Source organism: Sphingomonas sp. (assembly GCF_031380695.1).
Lineage (GTDB): Bacteria > Pseudomonadota > Alphaproteobacteria > Sphingomonadales > Sphingomonadaceae > Sphingomicrobium.
Genome location: NZ_JANMWY010000210.1, coordinates 1 through 20,829 on the forward strand (window position 1 = coordinate 1; position 20,829 = coordinate 20,829).

The window sequence follows — 20,829 nt, forward strand, 5'->3', positions numbered from 1 at the left end:
CGACCGCCCGTCGCCATTGAAATCGCCGACACCGACGACCTTCCAGTCGATCGGCACGCCGATCAGCGCGGAGTTATTGATGTCGAAATTGCCGCTCGCGTTACCGAGCCAGTCACCGAGCGCGCCGCTATCGTTCCGCCACAAGATGTCGCTGCGTCCATCACCGTTGAAGTCGCCCGTCGCCGTGATGTGCCAGTCGTTCGGGATATTCTTAAGCGGCACCGCGCTATTCACCGCGAAATAGCCGTTCGGATCGCCAAGCCAATTGCCGAGCGATCCATCGCTGTTGCGCCACAATATGTCGCTGCGGCCATCGCCGTTGAAATCACCGGTCCCCACGACGCGCCACGCGGCGGGTACGGCGAACAGCTGCACATTGATCGTGAAGCCGCCAGCACTGCCGAACCAGTCGCCGAGCGTGCCGTCGATGTTGCGCCACAATATGTCGCTCCGCCCGTCGCCGTTGAAGTCGTTCGCGGCTCCATGGGCGACGCGCAGCTCGACCCCACCGCCGGGCGCGGCCGACGCGACCAAAGGTGCGGCCAGCGCGTTCGCCAGCGTCAGCGATCCACCGCTGTAAGAAAGCGTCGGACCTGTCAGCGAAAAGGCGAAACTCGCCGGGTTCGCGTCGCTGAACACGATCCGGTCGCCTACCGCGAAGTCGAGGATAGTGTCGCCCGCATGCCCCGCCGCCGTGTCGCGATAAAGGTCCGCCCCCGCCCCGCCGCTGAGCACGTCCGCACCGCCACCGCCGGTTAGGACATCGTTCCCGCCAAACCCGCGCAGCACGTCCGCTCCCACACCGCCCACCAGCACATCCTCCCCCTCGCCGCCGAACAGGATCGGCACGTCCGGCGCGGCGATCGGTGGCGGCGCGGCCGGCGGCGCGGGAGCGGTCGGCGCAGCGGGGATGACAATGCCGGCAATCGCGGCGGCATCGAACGTGAACAGCGCCGGGGCGATCGCCGCCACCTGCTGCCCCCGCAGCAGCAGCACATCCCCCGCCGCGAACGTCACCGCCACATCGGCGCCCTGCTGGACGATGCTGGCCCAGCCAGAATAGCCGCGCACGACGATGCGGTCACCCGCCGCCGGATTGAAGTCGGTGACGATGTCCGCCCCATAGCCCGCCTCGAACCGGAACAGGTCGGCCCCGGCCCCGCCAGTCAGCACGTCGCTGCCCGCCCCGCCGGACACAAGATCGTCCCCCGTCCCGCCGTCGATCGTCTGGTCCCCGGTCCCGGCCAGCAACACATCGTCGCCCGCCCCGCCCGACAGCGAACCGACCAGCACGCCCTGCCGCCCGTCGTACACATCAGCTCCGGCGTGAAGGCTGACATTGCCCATGATCGACCCGGAGTTGATCAGCACCACCCGCTGCACGTCGGCGCTGTCGCCGCTGCGCAGGTCAATGTCGCCGATCAGCGACCCGCTGTTGAAGATCGACAGGGTCGACTGGTCGTAGCCGGGGATCAGGTCGGCACGGCGCAGGGCATAATCGGCGCGGATCGCGCCGCTGTTCCACAACGACGCGCTGCCAGACCAGTCGAGCGCAATCCCGGCACTATCGCGGGCCAATGTGTCATCCGCGACGATGATTGAACCAGCGTTGACGATGACGCTCGGCGACACAGCCGCGAACGACCCTGCCTTCCACTCGATCCCGACGCTGGCCGTCCCGCCGTGAACGCTGATTGCACCGCTGTTGACGATCGACCCGGCACTACGGCCGGTCCCGAGGGACTGGCCGATGCCAACCGCGCGCGTCGCCGCATCCACCGCGATCGTCCCGCCGTTGACGACGACCCCCGACAAGGCGGTGGCATCGATCAGCCCGGTCACGCGCCCGGCGATGTTCGTCACGCGAATTGTCCCGTCGTTCCACACGCCGCTCAGGCCGCGCGTCCCAAACAGGTCGATGGCATTGCCGTCGACCGTTAGCGCCGCCCCAAAGCGGTTGACCAGCTCCGCCGCCGGATTAAACTGCGACAGACCATTGCCGACCCCGGCAAAGCTGTCGCGAGCGCCCGAATCCGATACCGCGATCGCGCCCGCATTGAACAGCTGCGGCGTCACCCCGGTCGAGCTCAGCAACAGCCCGGCGTCATGCGCGATACCGGCGAAACTGGCCGCCTCCGCATCGGCGATCGCGACCGTCGTTCCCGCCGGAAAGGCGATCTGCTCATCCACCACCAGCATCGCTGGCTGAGCAATCGTCACCGGCGTGTCAAGCAACGCCGCCGCAAACGTCAGCCCGGCCTGGACCGTCGTCAGCTGCGTGGCGGCAAAGCGGATGCTGCCCCCGCCCGCCAGCGTCAGCACCACGTCCGGCCCACTTTGGACCAGCGACTGGGCCGCGGCAAAGCCATAGACTCGCACCCGGTCGCCGTTGGCGAAATCGGTGATGGTGTCGGCCCCGTCGCCCGCCTGATATTGGAATAGGTCGTTACCTGCGCCGCCGCTGAGCAGGTCCGCCCCGCTATCGCCGCGAAGGACGTCGTTGCCGACGCCGCCTTCGATCCGGTCGTCACCGCTCAGCCCGCGCAGACTGTCCGCCTGACCGCTCCCGATCAGCACATCGTCGAACCGCGACCCGACCAGCGCCTCGATGCCGAGCAGCCGGTCCCACCCAGCGCCATCGAACCCGGTGCCGGCGGCGAGGTCGGCGAGCACCCGGCTCGGCGATTCCGCATAGGAGGCGGTGTCATAGCCCGCGCTGCCATCAATCCGGTCGCTGCCCCAGCCGCCGTCGAGCATATCGTCGCCACCGCCCCCCACGATCTGATCGTCGCCAGTGTCGCCGAACAATGTGTCGGCAAATGATCCGCCGGTCAGCTGGTCGCTGCCCGGCCCGCCTTCGACGCTGCCATCGTGGCGGCCGCTGCCGCCGGCATATTGGTCATTGCCCTCGCCCAGGAGGGTCCGCCCGTTCATCGCCCCGCTGTTGATGACGACGTCCGCGCCAAGGCCCAGCCGGACGTCGCCCAGAATCGTCCCGCTGTTACGGATCGTATCGGCGATCGCCCCCGGTGCCGTCGCATCCGATACCATGATCGCGACGTCGGCCTCGATCATTCCGCTATTGACGATCTCGTTGCCGCCGCCGCCCAGCGCGCTCGTTTCGCCGAGGAAGAGGCCCACGCTGGCATGGGTCGAGGCAAGGCCGGTCGTCACCCTGATCGTGCCGCTGTTGGCGAAGCTCGTGCCCGTCGCGCTATCCCAGTGCACCCCTTCGCCGAACACGCCGCCCTGGACGATGATAGTGCCGCGATTGTCGAACGGGCTCGACACCCGGCCGAACAGCCCGACCGCATTGAACGGACTGGTGACGGTGACGCTGCCCTGGTTGAGGAAGGACGCGACTCCCGCGCTCCACGCTCCAAAAGCATCGCCAGACGAGGCACGGACGGAGAAGACGCCGTCGTTGCGGAAACCGATCGCAAGCTGCGGTTCGAACAGGCCGGTGGTGAACCCGCTCGACATGTCGCCGCCGCCGTCGGTCCAGCGGTTGTCGATCGAAAAGGAAGCGCCCGCCGCGTTGAAGAACTGCGCCTGCGCACTCGTCGCCGAAGTCCGCGCCACGGCGAGCCCGTGCAGCCGTCCGGCCGTCGTCGCGCTCAGGATCGCGGAAATGCTGCCAAGGTTGGTGAACCGCGCCGTGCCGCTGCTGCTATCATAGACGTACAGCGGCCGGTCGGGATCGCCGGGCTGGCCGACCGCATAGAGGTCCGGGTCGATGACGCTGACCAACATGCCGCTGCCGATCGTCAGGTCGCTCAGTACGAACCGCGTCGATGGCATGACACTTCCCGTGACGCACTGGCGGGACGCACCGGCGTCCGCCGCCCCGGTCCCTCAACGCAGCATCGCGCCCGGCGCGTGCCGGGCGCGATGCAAGCATTGGTAACCGACCCAAGGCCCGCCGCGATGAGGCCCTCTGGACCTCGATGCTCAGGCGGCCATTGTTAACAGCATGTCAGCGCGCCGCAATGGTACGTTTCGGACTACCCCTGCGACAATGAAGGAGTTTGGTGCGGTCATTTGCACCTTGAGCGCGCGCCACCGCTCTGCTTGAACCCGATCGTGAGCCGAACCTGGTCCTTTGCCATCGATCGCGGTGGCACCTTTACCGACGTTGTCGCCCAAAGTTCCGATGGACTGCAGCGCGCTGCCAAGCTGCTGTCGGTCGGTCCCGGCATTTACGACGATGCCGCGCTCGAGGGGATCCGGCGGATCATCGCGGCCGACGGCGGCACCATCGGCGACGTGCGGATCGGGACCACCGTCGCCACCAACGCCCTGCTCGAGCGCAAGGGCGAGCGCACCGCGTTGCTGACGACGCGCGGCTTCGGCGATGCGCTGCGAATCGGCAACCAGGCGCGGCCCGACATTTTTGCGCGCCATATCGTCCTGCCGCCGATGTTGTACGATCGCGTGGTCGAGGTCGACGAGCGAATCGGTGCCGACGGGGCCGTCCTTGGTGCGCTGGACGAATCGGCGGCGACGGCCATGTTGGCCAAGCTTCGCGCTGACCTGTTCGACAGCATTGCCATCGCCCTGATGCATGGCTGGTACCACCCCGTGCACGAGCGCCGCCTGGCCGCGCTGGCGCAGCAGGCCGGCTTTGCCCAAGTCTCGGCCAGCCACGAGGTCGCGCCGTTGATCAAATTTGTTCCGCGCGCCGGCACTACAGTGGTCGACGCCTATCTGTCGCCGATCCTGCGCCGCTATGTCGACCGTGTCGCCGACGGCCTGGGTGCCGACTGCGACCTGAGCTTCATCCAGTCCAACGGCGGCCTCACCCACGCCCGCGCCTTTCGCGGCAAGGATGCCATCCTGTCGGGTCCGGCCGGTGGCGTGATCGGAATGGTCGCGGCCGGGAAGGCGCACGGCGAGGAGCGGCTGATCGGCTTCGACATGGGCGGCACCTCGACCGACGTATCGCATTATGCCGGCCGCCTGGAGTTGGCCGAGGAAAGCCTGGTCGCCGGCGTTTCGATCCGCGCGCCGATGATGCAGGTTCATACCGTCGCCGCCGGCGGCGGATCGATCTGCCGGTTCGACGGGATGCGCTTTCGGGTCGGGCCGGAATCGGCGGGCGCGTGGCCGGGGCCGGCCTGCTATCGCAATGGCGGGCCGCTGACGGTCACCGACTGCAACCTGGTCACCGGCCGGATCGACCCTGCCCGGTTCCCTTCACTCTTCGGCCCTGACGGCGACCAGCCGCTCGATCTCGAGGCGGCCCGCGAGCGGCTGGCGGAAATCGCGGGCACCCTCCCCCGATCGATGCCGATCGACGAGATCGCGCGCGGCTTTCTGGCTATCGCAGTCGACAATATGGCGGCCGCGATCCGCCGCATCTCGATTGCCCGCGGCCACGACGTCACCCGCTACACGCTGGTTTGCTTTGGGGGCGCTGGCGGACAGCTCGCCTGCGCGGTGGCCGATGCGCTGGGCATGGCGAAGATCCTGATCCATCCGCTGGCCGGGCTGCTCTCGGCTTATGGCATTGGCTTGGCCGACGTGAAGGCCATCCGCCAAACCAGCTGGCGCAAACCGCTGGCCGACCCTTTCGAACAGGCGTTCGCGCCGCTGACCGACGCGGTCCGCGCAGAGGTAATGGCACAGGGCGTCGGCGCCGACCGGATCGAGATTGTGCAGCGTGTCCGCTTGCGGCTGGCCGACAGCGACAGCTCGATCGAGCTCGACTTGGCCGAGCCTGCAGCGATGAAGGCCGACTTCCACCGGCTTCACCGCACACGCTTCGGCTATGCCGACGAGACTGCGGACGTCGTCATCGAAGCGCTGGTCGCCGAAGCGATCGGCCGCACGCGCCGGGCCCAACCGACCATCGGCAATGCCGCTCGGGAGGAGCGCTTCGCTGGGCCGGAGATGGTCCACGAAACGGGCTCGACCATCGTCATCGACGAGGACTGGAGAGGTGCTCGGCAAGGCGACGGCACCCTCATCCTGACTCGCTCCACCCCGCTCAGGCGCCAGCGCGCGGCGGGGACCGACGCCGATCCGGTACGGCTCGAGATATTCAACAATCTGTTCATGGCGATCGCCGAAGAAATGGGCGCCGCACTCCAGGCGACGGCGAGCTCGGTCAACATCAAGGAGCGGCTCGATTTTTCCTGCGCGCTGTTCGACCGGACCGGCGCGCTCATCGCCAACGCGCCGCACATCCCGGTCCACCTCGGCTCGATGGGCGAGAGCATCCGCACAATCCTCGCTGCGCGCGGCGACGGGCGCGACGGTCGCGGCATCCTTGCGGGCGACGCCTATCTGCTCAACGATCCCTATCGCGGCGGCACCCACCTGCCCGACATTACGGTCATCGTGCCGGTCTTCTATGGCGCGAGCGAGGGTCCCGACGCCTTCGTCGCCGCGCGCGGACACCATGCCGACGTCGGCGGGATCGCGCCCGGATCGATGCCCCCCGACAGCCGCACCATCGACGACGAAGGCGTCCTCATCGACAATGAAGTGCTGGTCGATCGGGGTCGCTTCCTTGAAGTTGAAACCCGCGCCCTGTTCGCGCGCGGCCCGCACCCGGCGCGGGATATCGACCGCAATATCGCCGATCTCAAGGCCCAGCTCGCGGCCTGCACGCGCGGCCTCGAGCGCCTCGTCGAGGTGGCCCGAGAAGAAGGCAAGGCGGTCGTCGACGCCTATATGGCGCATTGCATTGCCAATGCGGAGGAATCGGTCCGCCGTCTCATCGACCGGCTCGACGACGGTGAATTCGCGTACCCGATGGACAATGGTGCCGTCGTTCGAGTCACGATCCGGATCGACCGCGCGGCGCGTGGCGCGACCTTCGATTTCAGCGGCACCAGCGCGCAGCTGCGCGACAATTTCAACGCGCCTTATTCGATCACGCGCGCCGCCGCGCTCTATGTCGTACGGACGCTGGTCGACGATGAGATCCCGATGAACGATGGCTGCCTGATCCCGATCACGCTGGTCGTTCCCGACGGTTCGATGCTTCGTCCCCACCGGCCAGCCGCAGTGGTCGCCGGCAATGTCGAAACCAGTCAAGTCGTCACCGACGCACTGTTCGCCGCGACCGGCCAGCTCGCACCGAGCCAGGGCACGATGAACAATTTCACCTTCGGCGATGCCAGCCACCAATATTACGAGACGATCTGCGGCGGCTCCGGCGCCGGCCCCGATCATGGCGGGACCGACGCGGTCCAGACCCACATGACCAACAGCCGGCTGACCGATCCCGAAATTCTCGAGACCCGCTTCCCGGTGCGGATCGAGCGATTTGCAATCAGGCGGGGATCGGGCGGAAAAGGTAGACACGACGGCGGAGATGGCGTGATCCGCGAGTTCATGTTCCTCGCGCCGATGCAGGCCAACATCCTGTCCAACCGCCGCGCAGTACCGCCGCGCGGGATTAGCGGAGGCGGGGATGCGCTGCCCGGCATCAACCGGGTCATCCGCCGCGACGGGACTGTCGAGGATTTGCCCGCCTGCGCCGCGGTTGACATGAAGCTAGGCGACCGGTTCGTGATCGAGACGCCGGGCGGCGGCGGCTATGGCAAGGAGGAGCAATGAACTACTGGCCGCTGATCGGCATCCTGATGGTTGTCGCCGGCTTCGCGCTGCGCCTGAACCCTATGCTGGTCGTAACCGCTTCCGCGCTGGTCACCGGCCTGATCGCGGGGATGGAACCCGTCACGGTCATTGCGACGTTCGGCAAGGCGTTCAACGACAATCGCGTCATTGCCATCGTCTGGATCGTCCTGCCGGTCATCGGCAGCCTCGAGCGATTTGGGCTGCAGCAGCGCGCGGCGGATCTGGTCCGGTCCTTCAAGGGAGCGACCCTGGCGCGGCTGCTGATCGCCTACCTCGCCTATCGCCAGGCGATTTCCGCCGTCGGTCTCCATTCAACTGCAGGTCACGCGCAGACGGTTCGCCCCTTGGTTGCACCGATGGCGCTGGCCGCCGCCGAGCGCGAGCATGGCCTGCTTGATGACACCCAGGCCGATGCGGTCAATGCGATGGCGGCGGCGACCGATAATGTCGGCCTGTTCTTCGGCGAGGACATCTTCATCGCGATCGGCTCGATCGTGCTCATCCAGCAGACGCTCGCGACCTACGGCTATGAGCTGACTCCGATCGAGCTGGCGGTCTGGGCGATACCGACCGCGCTGGCGGCATTCCTGGTCCATGCCGTCAGGATCCGCCTGTTCAGCGCGCGGCTGCGGCGGACGGCGCGGTGATTACGCTCGACTGGATCTACATGCTCGCCGGCGCGATGTTCGCCGCCTTCGCGATCCTTGGCCTGAGCGACCGGTCGAACCCGAAGCGTCTCGGCAATAGCGCCTTCTGGGGCCTAATGGCGCTCAGTCTGCTGGCCGGCGACCGCATTGGCGATATCGCCAATGGCGTGCTCGTGCTCGGCTTGGCCGGCCTGGGCGGGTTCAGACTGATCGGCCGGAGCCACCCTGCGACCACGTCGAGTAAGCAACGCGAGGAGTATTCGATCCGCCACGGCAACCGGCTGTTCCTGCCCGCGCTGATCATCCCGGTGACGGCGCTCGCCGGCACGCTGGCCTACAATTACACGCCGCTCGGCCAAGCCGGCTGGATCGAGCCCCGGCGTGAGACCTATGTCTTCCTCGCCCTCGGCGTTCTGCTCGCCCTCGCCGTCATCTTTGCCTGGCTCCGCCCGCCAGCGCTCGCGCCGCTCAACGAAGGACGGCGATTGATCGATGCGATCGGCTGGGCCGCCGTCCTCCCGCAAATGCTCGCCGCCCTCGGAGTCCTGTTTGCCACAGCCGGCATTGGCAGCATCATCGGCGGGCTGTTCGGGTCGATCATTCCCGACGGCAGTGTGCTCGTCGCGGTGATCGTCTTCGCCGTCGGCATGGCGTTGTTCACGATGATCATGGGCAACGCGTTTGCGGCCTTTCCGGTCATGGCGGCGGCGATCGGCGTGCCCGTGCTGATCCAGCATGATCATGGCGATCCGGCGGTGATCGGCGCGGTTGGGATGCTGGCCGGATTTTGCGGCACGCTGATGACGCCCATGGCCGCCAACTTTAACTTGGTCCCGGCGGCTTTGCTTGAACTCAAGGATCAATATGCGGTGGTCAAGGCGCAGGTCGCGACCGCGCTGCCGCTGCTTGCCTTTAACATCTTCGTCATCTGGCTGGCGGCCTTTCGATGAACCTCGACCTACCCACGGCCGAACGGTTCGCGCGGATCGCGCTCGGCCATGTCGGGCGCGAATATCCGCACAAGCTCGACCATGTCCTGACGTCGGACGACGATGCGCGGACCCCGCGAGACCTCCACCCGATCTTCTTCGGCAGCTTCGACTGGCACAGCTGCGTCCATGGCTGGTGGACCTTGTTGACGCTGCGCCGGCTGTTCCCCGCCATCGGCCCGGCGGCCGAGATTGCAGCGCTCGCCGCCGAGCGGTTCACCCCGGCCCATGCAGCGGTCGAGCTGGCCTACCTCGACCGGCCGGAGTCGGCGGGGTTCGAGCGGCCCTATGGCTGGGCGTGGCTTCTCGCGCTCCATCATGAAGCGGCCCGCCATGATGATCGCGACTGGGCGGATATCCTCCGGCCGCTGGCGATCGCGTTCGCCGACCGGTTCACACCCTATCTCGCAAAGCTCAGCTATCCGATCACCGTCGGCACGCACTTCAACACCGCCTTCGCGCTGGTCCTCGCGCGCAGTTGGTCGGTGGCGCGCGACCCGGCCTTGACTCGGGCCATCGACGAATGGGCAAGGCGGGCCTTCGCGGACGAGCGCAACTATCGCGGGTGGGAGCCGGGCGGCGACGAATTTCTCTCACCTGCGCTAACCGCTGCGCTGCTGATGAGCCACGTCATGGACCGGGCGAGCTTCTCGGCCTGGTTCGATGCGTTTCTCCCGGAGGCGGCAATGGCGCGGTTCGAGCCGGTCGCCGTGTCCGATCGCAGCGACGGCAAGATCGCCCATCTGGACGGGCTCAACCTCAGTCGTGCATGGTGCCTGCGCGCGATCGCGACGGCGATTGCTTCATCCCCGAGGGCATCCGCGCTGGAATTGCGCGCGCGCCGTCATCTCGACGCTTCGCTGCCCCACGTCGCGGGCGACTATGCCGGCGAACACTGGCTTGCGACCTTCGCGCTCTTGGCACTGTACCCCCAACCACCCGGAGACGAGTGGACAGTTTGTCGTTAGTATCTTCAATCGACCTACCGTAAGGCTGCCGAGCGGATCACCGTGTCAGATTCCGCCCTGTCAATCGCCGCGAACCACGGCCCGCGGCGTTGCAAGCTGAGCGCCGACGCGAAGCGGCCCGTCAGCCGACACTGGGCCTTTTTCGAAACTCAGGCGACCAGTTGAGTTCCTGCCAGATGCTCCGCCACGAACCACACCTGCGGTTCGTTCGTCCGGATCACGTTGCTGACCAGCATGTCGTTCGTGCCGTCATCACCCGCTTCGTCGGCACTCGACGCACCTTCATGTGCTTGACGAAGGATGATCTCATGCGCCTCAAGCAGGCGGGCAAGTTGCGACGGCACATCCTCCCGACCCTTCGGGGGCCGCGGGATCTTGGTCATCTCGGCCACGTCGGGTGCCATCGCGATGCTGATTCCGCCAAGCGCCATGATCCGTTCGGCGATGAGATCGACGAGTGCAGCCTGCTCCTCGTAATGCTTGTCGAGGAGGAGGTGCAGCTGATAGAAAGTCGCGCCCGACATTTGCCAGTGATGCTTCTTGTATAGGTCGCGGATCGTCATCGTGTCGGCCAGTACCTGATTGAGGATCGCGACACTCTGCGCTCGGGCATTGTCCTCAAGGCCGATCGGCAGGTCCTTTAGCGTACCAAATGCCTGAATCTCGCGATATTCCACCTGGTATCGAGGTTGCGCCTCGTCGTTCGAGCTAGTGACTCGGGCGGGGGCAGACTTCTTGGCCATGCGTGCTCCTTGTACAGCCGGGTTGGTCGGCGCTCGTCAACGGTATGCTTTGACGATGGTTCCCGTGTGCGGATGCCCACGCCATGTGTCGCCAGAGACCACAGCCGTCCTGCTCTAACGAGCCCAACCATCTGCAGCGGGCTGGAGCGTCTCGAGATAGGAACTAGCGCTTGTTCGATATGCCTCGCGCGTTGCTTGATCCATTCGATCCCAGCTGGCGTAAATCTTCATCATTCGGCGATTGCGACGAAAGCGACGCTCGTGTCGGGCAAGGAAATCCCAATAGAGCGCGTTGAATGGACAGGCGTTAGGCCCGACCTTTTGCTTCACGTCGTAACGACAGCGACCACAATGATCGGACATGCGGTTGATGTAGGCACCGCCGGCGGCATAGGGCTTAGTTGCAAGGCGACCGCCGTCGGCATGCTGGCTCATCCCGATTACGTTGGGCAGTTCGACCCACTCATAAGCGTCGGCATATGCGACGAGGAACCAGTCGGCGACGTCCTGCGGCCGCACGCCGGCGAGCATGGCGAAATTGCCGAGCACCATCAGTCGCTGGATGTGATGCGCATAGGCGTGATCGCGCGTGTTGCGGACGGCCTCGGCCATGCACAGCATGTCGGTTTCGCCAGTCCAGTAGAATTCGGGCAAGGGTCGCGTCGCACCAAGCGCATTGGCATTCGCGACCGCCGGCATCTCCAGCCAATAATAGCCGCGGACATATTCGCGCCAGCCGATGATCTGGCGGATGAAGCCTTCGGCCGCGTTGAGCGGCACACGGCCCGCTGCATAGGCATCGGCGGCCGCCTGCGCGACCTCGAGCGGCGTGAGCAGGCCCGTGTTCAACGCCGGGCTCAGCCAGCTGTGGAAGAGCCAGTCTTGCCCCGTCACCATCGCATCCTGATAGGTTCCGAAATCGGACAGCGCGGTCTTGATGAAGTGGTCTAGCGCCGCGTGTGCCTGGACAGTGGTCACGGGCAGGCCGAACTTCTCCAACCGCCCGAAATGATCAGCGAAGCGGTTGACAACCAGCGCCATGACCTCGCCGGTCGTCTCGTCAGGCGCGAAATGCAGCGGTTCGGGATATTTCATCCCGCACTTGGGCGGGGCCCGATTTTCCTTGTCGAGATTCCACTGACCGCCTTCGGGCTTGCCGTCGGCATCCATCAACAGCCCGGTCCTGCGGCGCATGTCGCGATAGAAATATTCCATCATGAGTCCGTTGCGCGACTGGGCCCAGGTCTGGAACTCGAGGATACCGCAGATGAAGCGGTCGTCGGCGATCACTTCTACCGGGATGCCGATTCGGCTCGTCCAGCCGTCGATCTCAGTCTTGACCCGCCACTCGCCCGGCTCGACGATGCGGATCGATTCCGGGCGATGCCGATCGACCGCGCGCATGACTTCGCCGGTGAAGCTGCCGCAGTTGGCGGGATCGTCGAGGCGAACATAGTCCACCGTCCATCCGGCGTCGCAAAGTTCGCGCGCGAAGTGGCGCATGGCGGAGAGGATGAGCGCAATCTTGCGCTTGTGATGGCGAACGTAAGTGGTTTCCTCGGCGACTTCCATCATGAGGACGATTGCGCCGGACGGACCGACGTCCCGCAACGATGCCAGTGAGTGCGAAAGCTGATCGCCCAGGACGGGGATGAGAATGGTCATGCGGGTTCCTGTGTGTCCGGTCGTGCCTCCAGCGCCTGCTTGCCTACCGGTGATTTGGCCCGCGGCGGGACAACCGGTTCGGCGCCGGCGCCGTCACGAGATGCGGTGTGCCAGTTCCTTGTTGATGCCCAGCGCGATCAACGTACCAATCGCACCGGAAAGAAGGTAGGCACCCGCCGCCACCAAGCCGAACCTGCTTGCCAGCACCAGCCCGACGAGCGGTGCGAAGCCGGCGCCGACGAGCCAGGCGAGGTCTGAGGTGAGCGCGGCACCGGTATAACGGCGCGAGCTCCCGAAATTGGCGGCGACAGCGCCTGAGGACTGGCCAAAGGCAAGTCCCATCAGGGTGAAGCCGACGACCATGAACACCACTTCACCCACTGCGCCGCCGTCGAGAAGCTGTGGCGCAAATCCGCTGAATACCGCGATGCCTGCCGCCGATACGCCGAGAAGATAGCGCCGGCCAACGCGATCAGCAATTAGCCCCGATGCGACGACGGCAATTGTTCCGACGACGCCACCAACAATCTCGATCCCGAGGAAACGCGCTGCGCTCTCACCCGTAAAGAGTACAATCCAGGAAAGCGGAAAAACCGTGACCATATGAAATAAGGCGAAGCTCGCCAGCGGTGCAAAGGCGCCGATGACGATGTTGCGCCAGTCGCTTCGCACCGTATCGATCAAGCGTGACGGCTGCAGCTCGCGGCTTTCGAACAGCGCTGCATAATCGGGCGTCGAAACCATCCTCAACCGCGCGAACAAGGCAACGACGTTGATCGCGAAGGCAACGAAAAAGGGGTAGCGCCAGCCCCAGTCGAGGAAGTCTGCGGGTGACAGGGTCGTGATGAAAAAGGCGAACAGTCCGCTCGCCACGATCAATCCGAGCGGCGCGCCAAGCTGCGGAATCATCGCGTACCAGCCGCGCTTATTCTCTGGCGCGTTGAGCGCGAGCAAGGACGACAGGCCGTCCCATTGCCCACCAAGCGCGATGCCTTGGCCGATGCGGAACGCGGCCAGCAACACGGCCGACCAGATGCCGATCGTGTCATAGCCTGGCAAAAAGGCGACGGCGGCGGTCGATCCGCCGAGCAGGAATAGGGCAATCGTCAACTTCGTACCGCGCCCGAGGACGGCATCAATGCCAAGGAAAATGAGCGAACCGATTGGCCGCGCCACGAACGCGAGCGCGAAGATGGCGAAGGAATAGACGGTGCCGGTGAGGCGATCGACGTAGGGGAAGACCAGGGTCGGGAAGACAAGCACTGAAGCGATCGCATAAACGAAGAAGTCGAAGAATTCCGACGTCCGCCCGATGACGACTCCGATCGCAATCTCGCTCGGTGCGATGTCGCCGTGCCGGGCATTGATCGCGCGAGCATCGCGTTCCGCGACCTGGGATGCGGTGGGGGCATTCATCGATTACGGTTCCTCGACCCTGCGGCATGCTGCCGGTCGATCATCAGATGCCCCATAGCGTGATCCGGGGATATTGGACAAAATGTCCAATGTTGCGCTGCAGCGACCGCGCCTAATTGCTTGGCATGTTGTTGTCCCGCCGCTCCGCGGTCACCCCGCTTGTGATCCTTCGCCTCCTGCCGCTCGCCGTGCTGCCCGGGTTGCTCGGCGGCTGCAACATGGTCGTGATGAACCCGATGGGCGATGTCGCGCTCCAGCAGCGTAACCTGGTGATCTTCGCCACCGCGCTGATGCTGCTGATCGTCATCCCAGTCATCGCTCTCGTCGGGATCTTCGCCTGGCGATATCGTGCAAGCAATACAGCGGCGCGCTACGAGCCGGACTGGGATCACTCGACCCAGCTCGAGTTGGTGATCTGGGCAGCGCCCCTGCTAATCGTGATCTGTCTGGGGGCGGTGACGTGGACCGGAACGCACCTGCTCGACCCCTATCGGCCGATCGAACGGCTGGCGAAAGGCCGCCCGATGCCGCCCGGCACGAGGCCGCTCGAGGTCCAGGTCGTCGCGCTCGATTGGAAATGGCTGTTCATCTATCCCGAATATGGCGTGGCGACGGTCAACGAGCTGGCCGCACCGGTCGATCGGCCAATCAACTTCCGGCTGACCTCGTCGTCGGTGATGAACGCCTTCTACGTGCCGACGCTCGCCGGAATGATTTACGCGATGCCGTCGATGGAGACGAGGCTCCACGCGGTCATCAACACGCCAGGCAATTATGCCGGCTTCTCCTCCAACTACAGCGGTGCGGGTTTTTCGGGCATGCGCTTCCGTTTTCACGGAATGGACAATGCGGCCTTCGCGGCGTGGATCGCGCGTAACAGGGCGGCGCCGACGACCTTGTCGCACACGGCCTACCTGGCGCTCGAGAAGCCGACCGAGAATGCCCCGGTGATACGCTTTGCGTCGATTGCGCCGGGGCTGTTCGACGCGGTCGTCAGCCAGTGCATCGCGCCCGGCACGACTTGCCCGAGTCCCAAGATGCGCAAGGATACGGGCGTTGTGACTGGCATGAAGCACCTGCCCAGCGTGCCGACGCCGAAGATCGCGCGACCGGCGCTGACCGGTGGCGACGCCGGTGAAGCGCCGCCCAAAAGCCCGCGAGACGTGCAGCAGCGCAGCAACGCGTCGCCGTCCAATCCGACAACGCTGTGACCGGAACGACAATGCAGACGACCACCAGCCCCGCGCTGAGCCCGATCTTCGGCCGCTTCACGATCGAAGCCCTGCCGCTTCACGAACCAATCGTCGTGGCGACGTTCGTCGCGGTTGCGATCGGCGGCATTGCAGTCCTGGCCGGCGTCACGAAATTCAGGCTGTGGGGCTATCTGTGGAAGGAGTGGTTCACCAGCGTAGATCACAAGAAGATCGGGGTCATGTACATGATTCTCGGCATCGTCATGCTGGTCCGCGGTTTTTCCGACGCGATCATGATGCGGCTTCAGCAGGCGATGGCGTTCAACGGTTCGGAAGGATATCTCAACGCGCACCACTACGACCAGGTGTTCACCGCCCACGGCGTCATCATGATCTTTTTCGTCGCGATGCCGATCGTGACCGGGCTGATGAATTATGTCGTCCCGTTGCAGATTGGTGCGCGCGACGTGTCGTTCCCGTTCCTCAATAATTTCAGCTTCTGGATGACCGCTGGTGGCGCGGTGACCGTGATGATGAGCCTGTTCCTCGGCGAATTCGCCCAGACTGGCTGGCTGGCCATGCCGCCCTTGTCGGGCATCTCGGCCAGCCCCGGGGTCGGCGTCGATTATTACATCTGGGCGTTGCAGATTGCTGGCATCGGTACCCTGCTGTCGGGCGTCAACCTGATCGCGACCATCGTGAAGATGCGCGCGCCCGGCATGTCGATGATGAAGATGCCGATCTTCTGCTGGACGGCATTGTGCACCAACATCCTGATCGTCGCGGCCTTCCCGGTGCTGACCGCAGTGCTCGCGCTGCTCAGCCTCGATCGCTACGCCGGCACGGCGTTCTTTACGAACACGCTGGGCGGCAACCCGATGATGTACGTCAACCTCATCTGGATCTGGGGCCATCCGGAGGTCTATATTCTCATCCTGCCAATGTTTGGCGTGTTCAGCGAGGTGACCTCGACCTTCTCGGGCAAGCGCCTCTTCGGCTACACTTCCATGGTCTACGCGACCCTGGTCATCACGTTGCTGGCCTACCTCGTGTGGTTGCACCACTTCTTCACCATGGGATCGGGCGCCAGCGTCAATTCCTTCTTCGGCATTACCACGATGATCATCTCGATACCCACGGGTGCGAAGATCTTCAACTGGCTGTTCACCATGTACCGCGGCCGCGTGCGGTTCGAGCTGCCGATGATGTGGACGATCGCATTCATGATCACCTTCACACTTGGTGGAATGACGGGGGTACTGCTTGCCGTCCCGCCGGCTGACTTCGTCCTTCACAACTCGCTGTTTCTGGTCGCTCATTTCCATAACGTGATCATCGGCGGCGTGCTGTTCGGAGCCTTCGCGGCGATCAATTACTGGTGGCCCAAGGCATTCGGCTTCAAGCTCGACCAGCGCTGGGGCAAGCGGTCGTTCTGGTTGTGGGTGATCGGCTTTTATTTCGCGTTCATGCCGCTCTATGTTCTGGGCTTGATGGGCGTGACGCGGCGCCTGCGCACGTTCGACGATCCAAGCCTCCAGATCTGGTTCGTCATCGCCGCGTTCGGGGCATTCCTGGTCGCGCTGGGGATCGCCGCCATGCTGGTGCAATTTGCCGTCAGCATCCGTGACCGTAAGACGCTGCGCGACGTGACGGGCGATCCGTGGAACGGCCGGACGCTCGAATGGGCAACTTCGTCGCCTCCGCCCGATTATAATTTCGCCTTCACGCCCGTAATTCATGACGGTGACGCGTGGGCCGACATGAAGGTCCGCGGCTATCAGCGTCCGACCACCGGCTTCCGCGATATCCACATGCCGAGCAACACCGGTACTGGCGTCATCCTCGGCGCACTCAGCGTCGGCTTCGGCGTTGGGATGATCTGGTACATGTGGTGGCTGGCGGTGGTTAGCTTTGCCTGCATCGTCGCGGTATTGATCGGCCATTCTTTCAACTATTCGCGCGACTTCCACATCCCGGCCGCGGACGTGACCGCGACGGAAGACGCCCGCACCGCAACCCTCGCGGGAGTGATGGCATGAACCAGAGCGCCACCTTCGACCCCGACCTGTTTCACCTCGCGGAGGAGGTGCATCATCCAGAAGGATCGAGCACGATGCTCGGCTTCTGGATCTATCTGATGAGCGACTGCCTGGTCTTCGCGATGCTGTTCGCGACCTACGCAGTCCTCGGCAGCAGCTATGCCGGCGGTCCCGGGCCCAAGCAATTGTTCGATCTTCCGCTCGTGGCGCTCAACACGACGATGCTGCTGTTGTCGTCGATCACTTACGGCTTTGCGATGCTGGCGATGAACGAAAGCAAGCGCGGCGTGATGCAGGCCTGGCTGGCGGTCACGGCCGTGTTCGGCCTCGCCTTCCTGGGCATCGAACTGAGCGAGTTCAGCCACCTGATCTATAACGGCGCGACACCGCAGAGCAGCGCGTTCTTGTCCGCCTTCTTCACATTGGTCGGAACGCACGGCCTCCACGTCACCTTCGGAGTGATCTGGCTGGTCGTGCTGATGGTTCAAGTCCAGGTTAAGGGCCTGATTCCCGCCAATCGCCGCCGCCTGATGTGCCTCAGTCTGTTCTGGCACTTCCTCGACGTCATCTGGATTGGCGTCTTCACCTTCGTCTATCTGACGGGAATGCTGCGATGAGTGCCTCGCCCCACGCCGATCCGGCCACTCACATTGACGAGGAGACGCATGGGTCGCGCAAGGATTACCTGATCGGCTTCGTGCTCGCGGTGGTGCTGACGGCGATCCCGTTCTGGCTGGTGATTACGCGCCCGTTGGCGAGCCAGGCGACGGCGCTGATCATCATGGCGTTCGCTGCGGTGCAGATGGTCGTCCACATGATCTACTTCCTGCACATGAGTCGGCGGGCGCAGGGCGGCTGGTCGATCATGGCACTGCTGTTCACGGTCGTCCTCGTCCTAATTGCGCTCAGCGGGTCGCTGTGGGTGATGTATCACATGAATTCGAATATGATGCCCGGAATGGACATGAGTTCGACGGGGTGAGGAACGCCCGACGCCCGGTGGCGCTTATCGCGATTGCAGGAGCGTGGATCGTAGCGATCCTGGCGTTGCTGTCGCTCGGTACTTGGCAAGTCGAGCGCTTGGCGTGGAAACGCAACTTGATCGCGCAGGTCGCTACACGACTGGCCGCGAAGCCGGTGCCAGCGCCTATCGCCGCCGGCCCGGAAGACGCCTATCGCCGCGTCACCGCGATCGGTATTTTCAAGCCCGCACGCGATAGTTTCGTCCAGGCATCGACCGTTAGCGGTCCCGGCTGGTGGGTGATCACTCCGTTGCACACCGCCGACAGCCGCGTCATCATGATCAACCGCGGCTATGTTCCGGCGCGCACCGCGCCACCGTCTGCTTCCGGGATCGTTACCGTGACAGGTCTGCTGCGCATGACCGAGCCGGGCGGCGGGTTCCTGCGAAGCAACGACCCCGCTGCAGATCGCTGGTATTCGCGGGATGTTGCCGCGATCGCCGCCCGGCGCGGGCTGGGGATTACGGCCCCCTATTTCATCGACGCCGATGCGACCAATGCGACCGGGCCTGTCGGCGGACTGACCGTGGTACGCTTCAGCAATAATCATCTGGCCTATGCGATCACTTGGTTCATACTCGCGATCATGGCAGTCGGGGGCTTCATATACTGGTTTGCAGCGAGTCGTCGCAGCGCCGAATCGAACGAATGACCCGCAGTCTGATGGTCCGACCGACGCTCGCGACCATCGATGCCGCCGGTCACGCGAACATGGTCCAGCTGGTGCAGTTGCGTTGGCTCGCGGTGGCGGGGCAACTCGCCACCATCCTGCTGACCCAGGCATATTTTCAGATCCGCCTGCCAATGGTGGCGATGCTTGGGGTCCTATCGGGCCTTGTCCTCCTCAACGCCGCCAGCCTTGCGCTGTTGCGGTCCATCGGACCGATCACCAACGGGGCGTTGTTCGGAGCCCTTCTGCTCGACGTCGCAGCGCTGACCGCCCAGCTATATCTCAGCGGAGGGGCGACCAATCCGTTCGTCTCACTGTTCCTCCTGCAGGTTGTGCTCGGGTCGGTACTGCTTGATCGGTGGTCGAGCTGGATGCTCGTCGCCGCGACCAGCATCGCCTTCGCGCTCCTGACCGCCTTTTATCGCCCGATCACTCTTCCGCCGACGATCGACCGCAGCCTGTTCGAGCTTCACGTGCAGGGAATGTGGGTCTGTTTTGCGCTGGTCGCGGTGTTGCTGGTACTCTTCGTTTCCCGGATCAATGCTAACCTCCGCCTGCAAGACATCCGCCTCGCCGCTGTCCAGCGGCAGGCTGTCGAGGAAGAGCATATCGTGCGGATCGGAATGCTCGCCTCGGGCGCGGCGCACGAACTCGGCACGCCTCTGTCGTCGCTGGCGGTGATCCTGGGGGACTGGCGGCACGTGGACGCTATCGCGCACGATCCCGATCTTGTCCGCGATGTTGAGGTCATGCAGGCCGAGATCCAGCGCTGCAAGGCGATCGTCACCAGCATCCTCATGTCATCGGGCGATCCGCGCGGCGAGGAGGCGGCAGCGACGACGGTGCGTCACCTGTTTACCAGAATCGTTGCTGACTGGTCGAAGGCGCGAGACTTCAAGCCAGTCCGCTACGACGATCGCTTCGGCGTGGACGTGCCGATCGCTTCGGACGTCGTGCTGCAGCAAGCCGTCTTCAACCTGCTTGACAATGCAGCGGAGGTGTCGCCCGGCGGTTTCGACGTCATGCTCTCGCGTGAGGATGACATGCTAGTGCTAACGGTCCGCGACCAGGGACCAGGCTTTGCGCCCGAGCAACTCGACAACCTCGGCAAACCCTATAACAGCAGAAAGGGCGAACTTGGCCGCGGGCTGGGATTGTACTTGGTCGGCAACGTCGCGCGCAAGCTTGGCGGCACATTGGAGGCGCGCAACGCCGCAACCGGTGCGGAGGTGACGATCCGGCTGCCGCTTGCGGCAATCCGACTGGGAAGCAAAGTCGATGTCCGATAGGCCGCTGCTCCTGATTGTCGAGGACGACTCGCACTTCGCCCGCACCCTCCAACGCTCGTTCGAACGGCGCGATTACGAGGTCGTCGTTGCCTCGAGCTTGGCCGAGGTCGAGACGCTGCTCCAGTCGCGGACTGCCGACTATGCGGTTGTCGATCTCAAGCTCACACAAGCCTCCGGCCTGACGTGCGTCGAACGGCTCCACGCGCACGACGCGGACATGATCATCATTGTCCTGACCGGCTATGCGAGCATCGTCACGGCGGTGCAGGCGATCAAGCTCGGAGCGACCTCGTACCTCGCCAAGCCCGCGAACACCGACGACATCGAGCGCGCGTTCGGCACGCTGAGCGGCGATGCGCAGGTACCGATCGGCGAGCGCCAGACGTCGATCAAGACGATCGAGTGGGAGCGGATCAACGAGGTGCTGGCGGACACCGATTTCAACGTCTCCGCAACGGCACGACGACTTGGGATGCACCGTCGGACGCTTGCCCGGAAGTTGGAAAAACGCCGCATCGTCTAGGTGCCTCCTCGAGGCGCTCGGCTGTAGACGCCACCTTCAAGGTTGCGACCGCGGCGCGAGTCCGCCACGCCTTGC

General features: G+C 64.6%; 15 protein-coding genes. 11 read left to right on the forward strand and 4 right to left on the reverse strand.

Annotated elements, in window-relative coordinates:
- Window positions 1–3,801, reverse strand: a 3,801-nt coding sequence (locus RMN84_RS07615) for an FG-GAP-like repeat-containing protein (protein WP_309611576.1), incomplete at its 3' end; no start/stop codon positions are given.
- 282 nt (window positions 3,802–4,083) lie between these two features.
- Here RMN84_RS07615 and RMN84_RS07620 point away from each other — a divergent pair.
- The 4 genes from RMN84_RS07620 to RMN84_RS07635 are packed head-to-tail and all read left to right on the forward strand — an operon-like array spanning window position 4,084 to window position 10,194.
- Window positions 4,084–7,569 (forward strand): hydantoinase B/oxoprolinase family protein, encoded by a 3,486-nt coding sequence (locus RMN84_RS07620; RefSeq protein WP_405051462.1) that lies wholly within the window; start codon window positions 4,084–4,086, stop codon window positions 7,567–7,569.
- On the forward strand, window positions 7,566–8,237 hold the full coding sequence (locus tag RMN84_RS07625; RefSeq protein WP_309611577.1) for a DUF969 domain-containing protein: 672 nt from the start codon (window positions 7,566–7,568) through the stop codon (window positions 8,235–8,237). Before RMN84_RS07620 ends, RMN84_RS07625 begins: the two co-directional genes overlap by 4 nt.
- Entirely contained in the window at window positions 8,234–9,187 is a 954-nt protein-coding gene (locus tag RMN84_RS07630; protein ID WP_309611578.1) for a DUF979 domain-containing protein, read from the forward strand. The genes RMN84_RS07625 and RMN84_RS07630 overlap by 4 nt, the downstream gene beginning before the upstream one ends.
- Window positions 9,184–10,194: a DUF2891 domain-containing protein gene (locus tag RMN84_RS07635; RefSeq protein WP_309611579.1), complete on the forward strand. Its 1,011-nt coding sequence runs from the start codon at window positions 9,184–9,186 to the stop codon at window positions 10,192–10,194. Before RMN84_RS07630 ends, RMN84_RS07635 begins: the two co-directional genes overlap by 4 nt.
- Window positions 10,195–10,343: 149 nt before the next feature.
- Here the strand turns inward: RMN84_RS07635 and RMN84_RS07640 are convergent, their stop codons facing one another.
- From RMN84_RS07640 to RMN84_RS07650, 3 genes are all read right to left on the reverse strand, one after another.
- Window positions 10,344–10,937, reverse strand: a complete 594-nt coding sequence (locus RMN84_RS07640) for a DNA starvation/stationary phase protection protein (protein WP_309611580.1) — start codon at window positions 10,935–10,937, stop codon at window positions 10,344–10,346.
- A gap of 114 nt (window positions 10,938–11,051) precedes the next feature.
- Window positions 11,052–12,602 (reverse strand): cryptochrome/photolyase family protein, encoded by a 1,551-nt coding sequence (locus RMN84_RS07645; RefSeq protein ID WP_309611581.1) that lies wholly within the window; start codon window positions 12,600–12,602, stop codon window positions 11,052–11,054.
- Between the two features lie 93 nt (window positions 12,603–12,695).
- Window positions 12,696–14,018, reverse strand: coding sequence for an MFS transporter (locus tag RMN84_RS07650; protein ID WP_309611582.1), 1,323 nt, complete (start codon window positions 14,016–14,018; stop codon window positions 12,696–12,698).
- 218 nt (window positions 14,019–14,236) lie between these two features.
- Here RMN84_RS07650 and cyoA point away from each other — a divergent pair, with 218 nt between their 5' ends.
- The 7 genes from cyoA to RMN84_RS07685 are packed head-to-tail and all read left to right on the forward strand — an operon-like array spanning window position 14,237 to window position 20,754.
- Window positions 14,237–15,229 (forward strand): ubiquinol oxidase subunit II, encoded by a 993-nt coding sequence (gene cyoA / locus RMN84_RS07655; protein ID WP_405051464.1) that lies wholly within the window; start codon window positions 14,237–14,239, stop codon window positions 15,227–15,229.
- Between the two features lie 11 nt (window positions 15,230–15,240).
- On the forward strand, window positions 15,241–17,250 hold the full coding sequence (cyoB, locus tag RMN84_RS07660) for a cytochrome o ubiquinol oxidase subunit I (protein ID WP_309611584.1): 2,010 nt from the start codon (window positions 15,241–15,243) through the stop codon (window positions 17,248–17,250).
- Window positions 17,247–17,867 (forward strand): cytochrome o ubiquinol oxidase subunit III, encoded by a 621-nt coding sequence (gene cyoC / locus RMN84_RS07665; RefSeq protein ID WP_309611585.1) that lies wholly within the window; start codon window positions 17,247–17,249, stop codon window positions 17,865–17,867. The genes cyoB and cyoC overlap by 4 nt, the downstream gene beginning before the upstream one ends.
- Entirely contained in the window at window positions 17,864–18,232 is a 369-nt protein-coding gene (gene cyoD / locus RMN84_RS07670) for a cytochrome o ubiquinol oxidase subunit IV (RefSeq protein WP_309611586.1), read from the forward strand. The genes cyoC and cyoD overlap by 4 nt, the downstream gene beginning before the upstream one ends.
- Window positions 18,229–18,924 (forward strand): SURF1 family protein, encoded by a 696-nt coding sequence (locus RMN84_RS07675; protein ID WP_405051463.1) that lies wholly within the window; start codon window positions 18,229–18,231, stop codon window positions 18,922–18,924. The genes cyoD and RMN84_RS07675 overlap by 4 nt, the downstream gene beginning before the upstream one ends.
- Window positions 18,921–20,231, forward strand: coding sequence for an ATP-binding protein (locus tag RMN84_RS07680; RefSeq protein WP_309611587.1), 1,311 nt, complete (start codon window positions 18,921–18,923; stop codon window positions 20,229–20,231). Before RMN84_RS07675 ends, RMN84_RS07680 begins: the two co-directional genes overlap by 4 nt.
- A complete protein-coding gene (locus RMN84_RS07685; protein WP_309611588.1) occupies window positions 20,221–20,754 on the forward strand; it encodes a response regulator transcription factor in 534 nt (177 codons plus the stop codon). Before RMN84_RS07680 ends, RMN84_RS07685 begins: the two co-directional genes overlap by 11 nt.
- The last annotated feature ends 75 nt before the right edge of the window (window positions 20,755–20,829 follow it).

What these genes read in the sequence shown, in the direction of transcription:
- RMN84_RS07625 (WP_309611577.1), top strand. Translation starts at nt 7,566, where the DNA reads ATGAACTACTGGCCGCTGATCGGCATCCTGATGGTTGTCGCCGGCTTC.
- RMN84_RS07635 (WP_309611579.1), top strand. Translation starts at nt 9,184, where the DNA reads ATGAACCTCGACCTACCCACGGCCGAACGGTTCGCGCGGATCGCGCTC.
- RMN84_RS07640 (WP_309611580.1), bottom strand. Translation starts at nt 10,937, where the DNA reads ATGGCCAAGAAGTCTGCCCCCGCCCGAGTCACTAGCTCGAACGACGAG.
- RMN84_RS07645 (WP_309611581.1), bottom strand. Translation starts at nt 12,602, where the DNA reads ATGACCATTCTCATCCCCGTCCTGGGCGATCAGCTTTCGCACTCACTG.
- RMN84_RS07650 (WP_309611582.1), bottom strand. Translation starts at nt 14,018, where the DNA reads ATGAATGCCCCCACCGCATCCCAGGTCGCGGAACGCGATGCTCGCGCG.
- cyoA (WP_405051464.1), top strand. Translation starts at nt 14,237, where the DNA reads ATGGTCGTGATGAACCCGATGGGCGATGTCGCGCTCCAGCAGCGTAAC.
- cyoB (WP_309611584.1), top strand. Translation starts at nt 15,241, where the DNA reads ATGCAGACGACCACCAGCCCCGCGCTGAGCCCGATCTTCGGCCGCTTC.
- cyoC (WP_309611585.1), top strand. Translation starts at nt 17,247, where the DNA reads ATGAACCAGAGCGCCACCTTCGACCCCGACCTGTTTCACCTCGCGGAG.
- cyoD (WP_309611586.1), top strand. Translation starts at nt 17,864, where the DNA reads ATGAGTGCCTCGCCCCACGCCGATCCGGCCACTCACATTGACGAGGAG.
- RMN84_RS07680 (WP_309611587.1), top strand. Translation starts at nt 18,921, where the DNA reads ATGACCCGCAGTCTGATGGTCCGACCGACGCTCGCGACCATCGATGCC.
- RMN84_RS07685 (WP_309611588.1), top strand. Translation starts at nt 20,221, where the DNA reads ATGTCCGATAGGCCGCTGCTCCTGATTGTCGAGGACGACTCGCACTTC.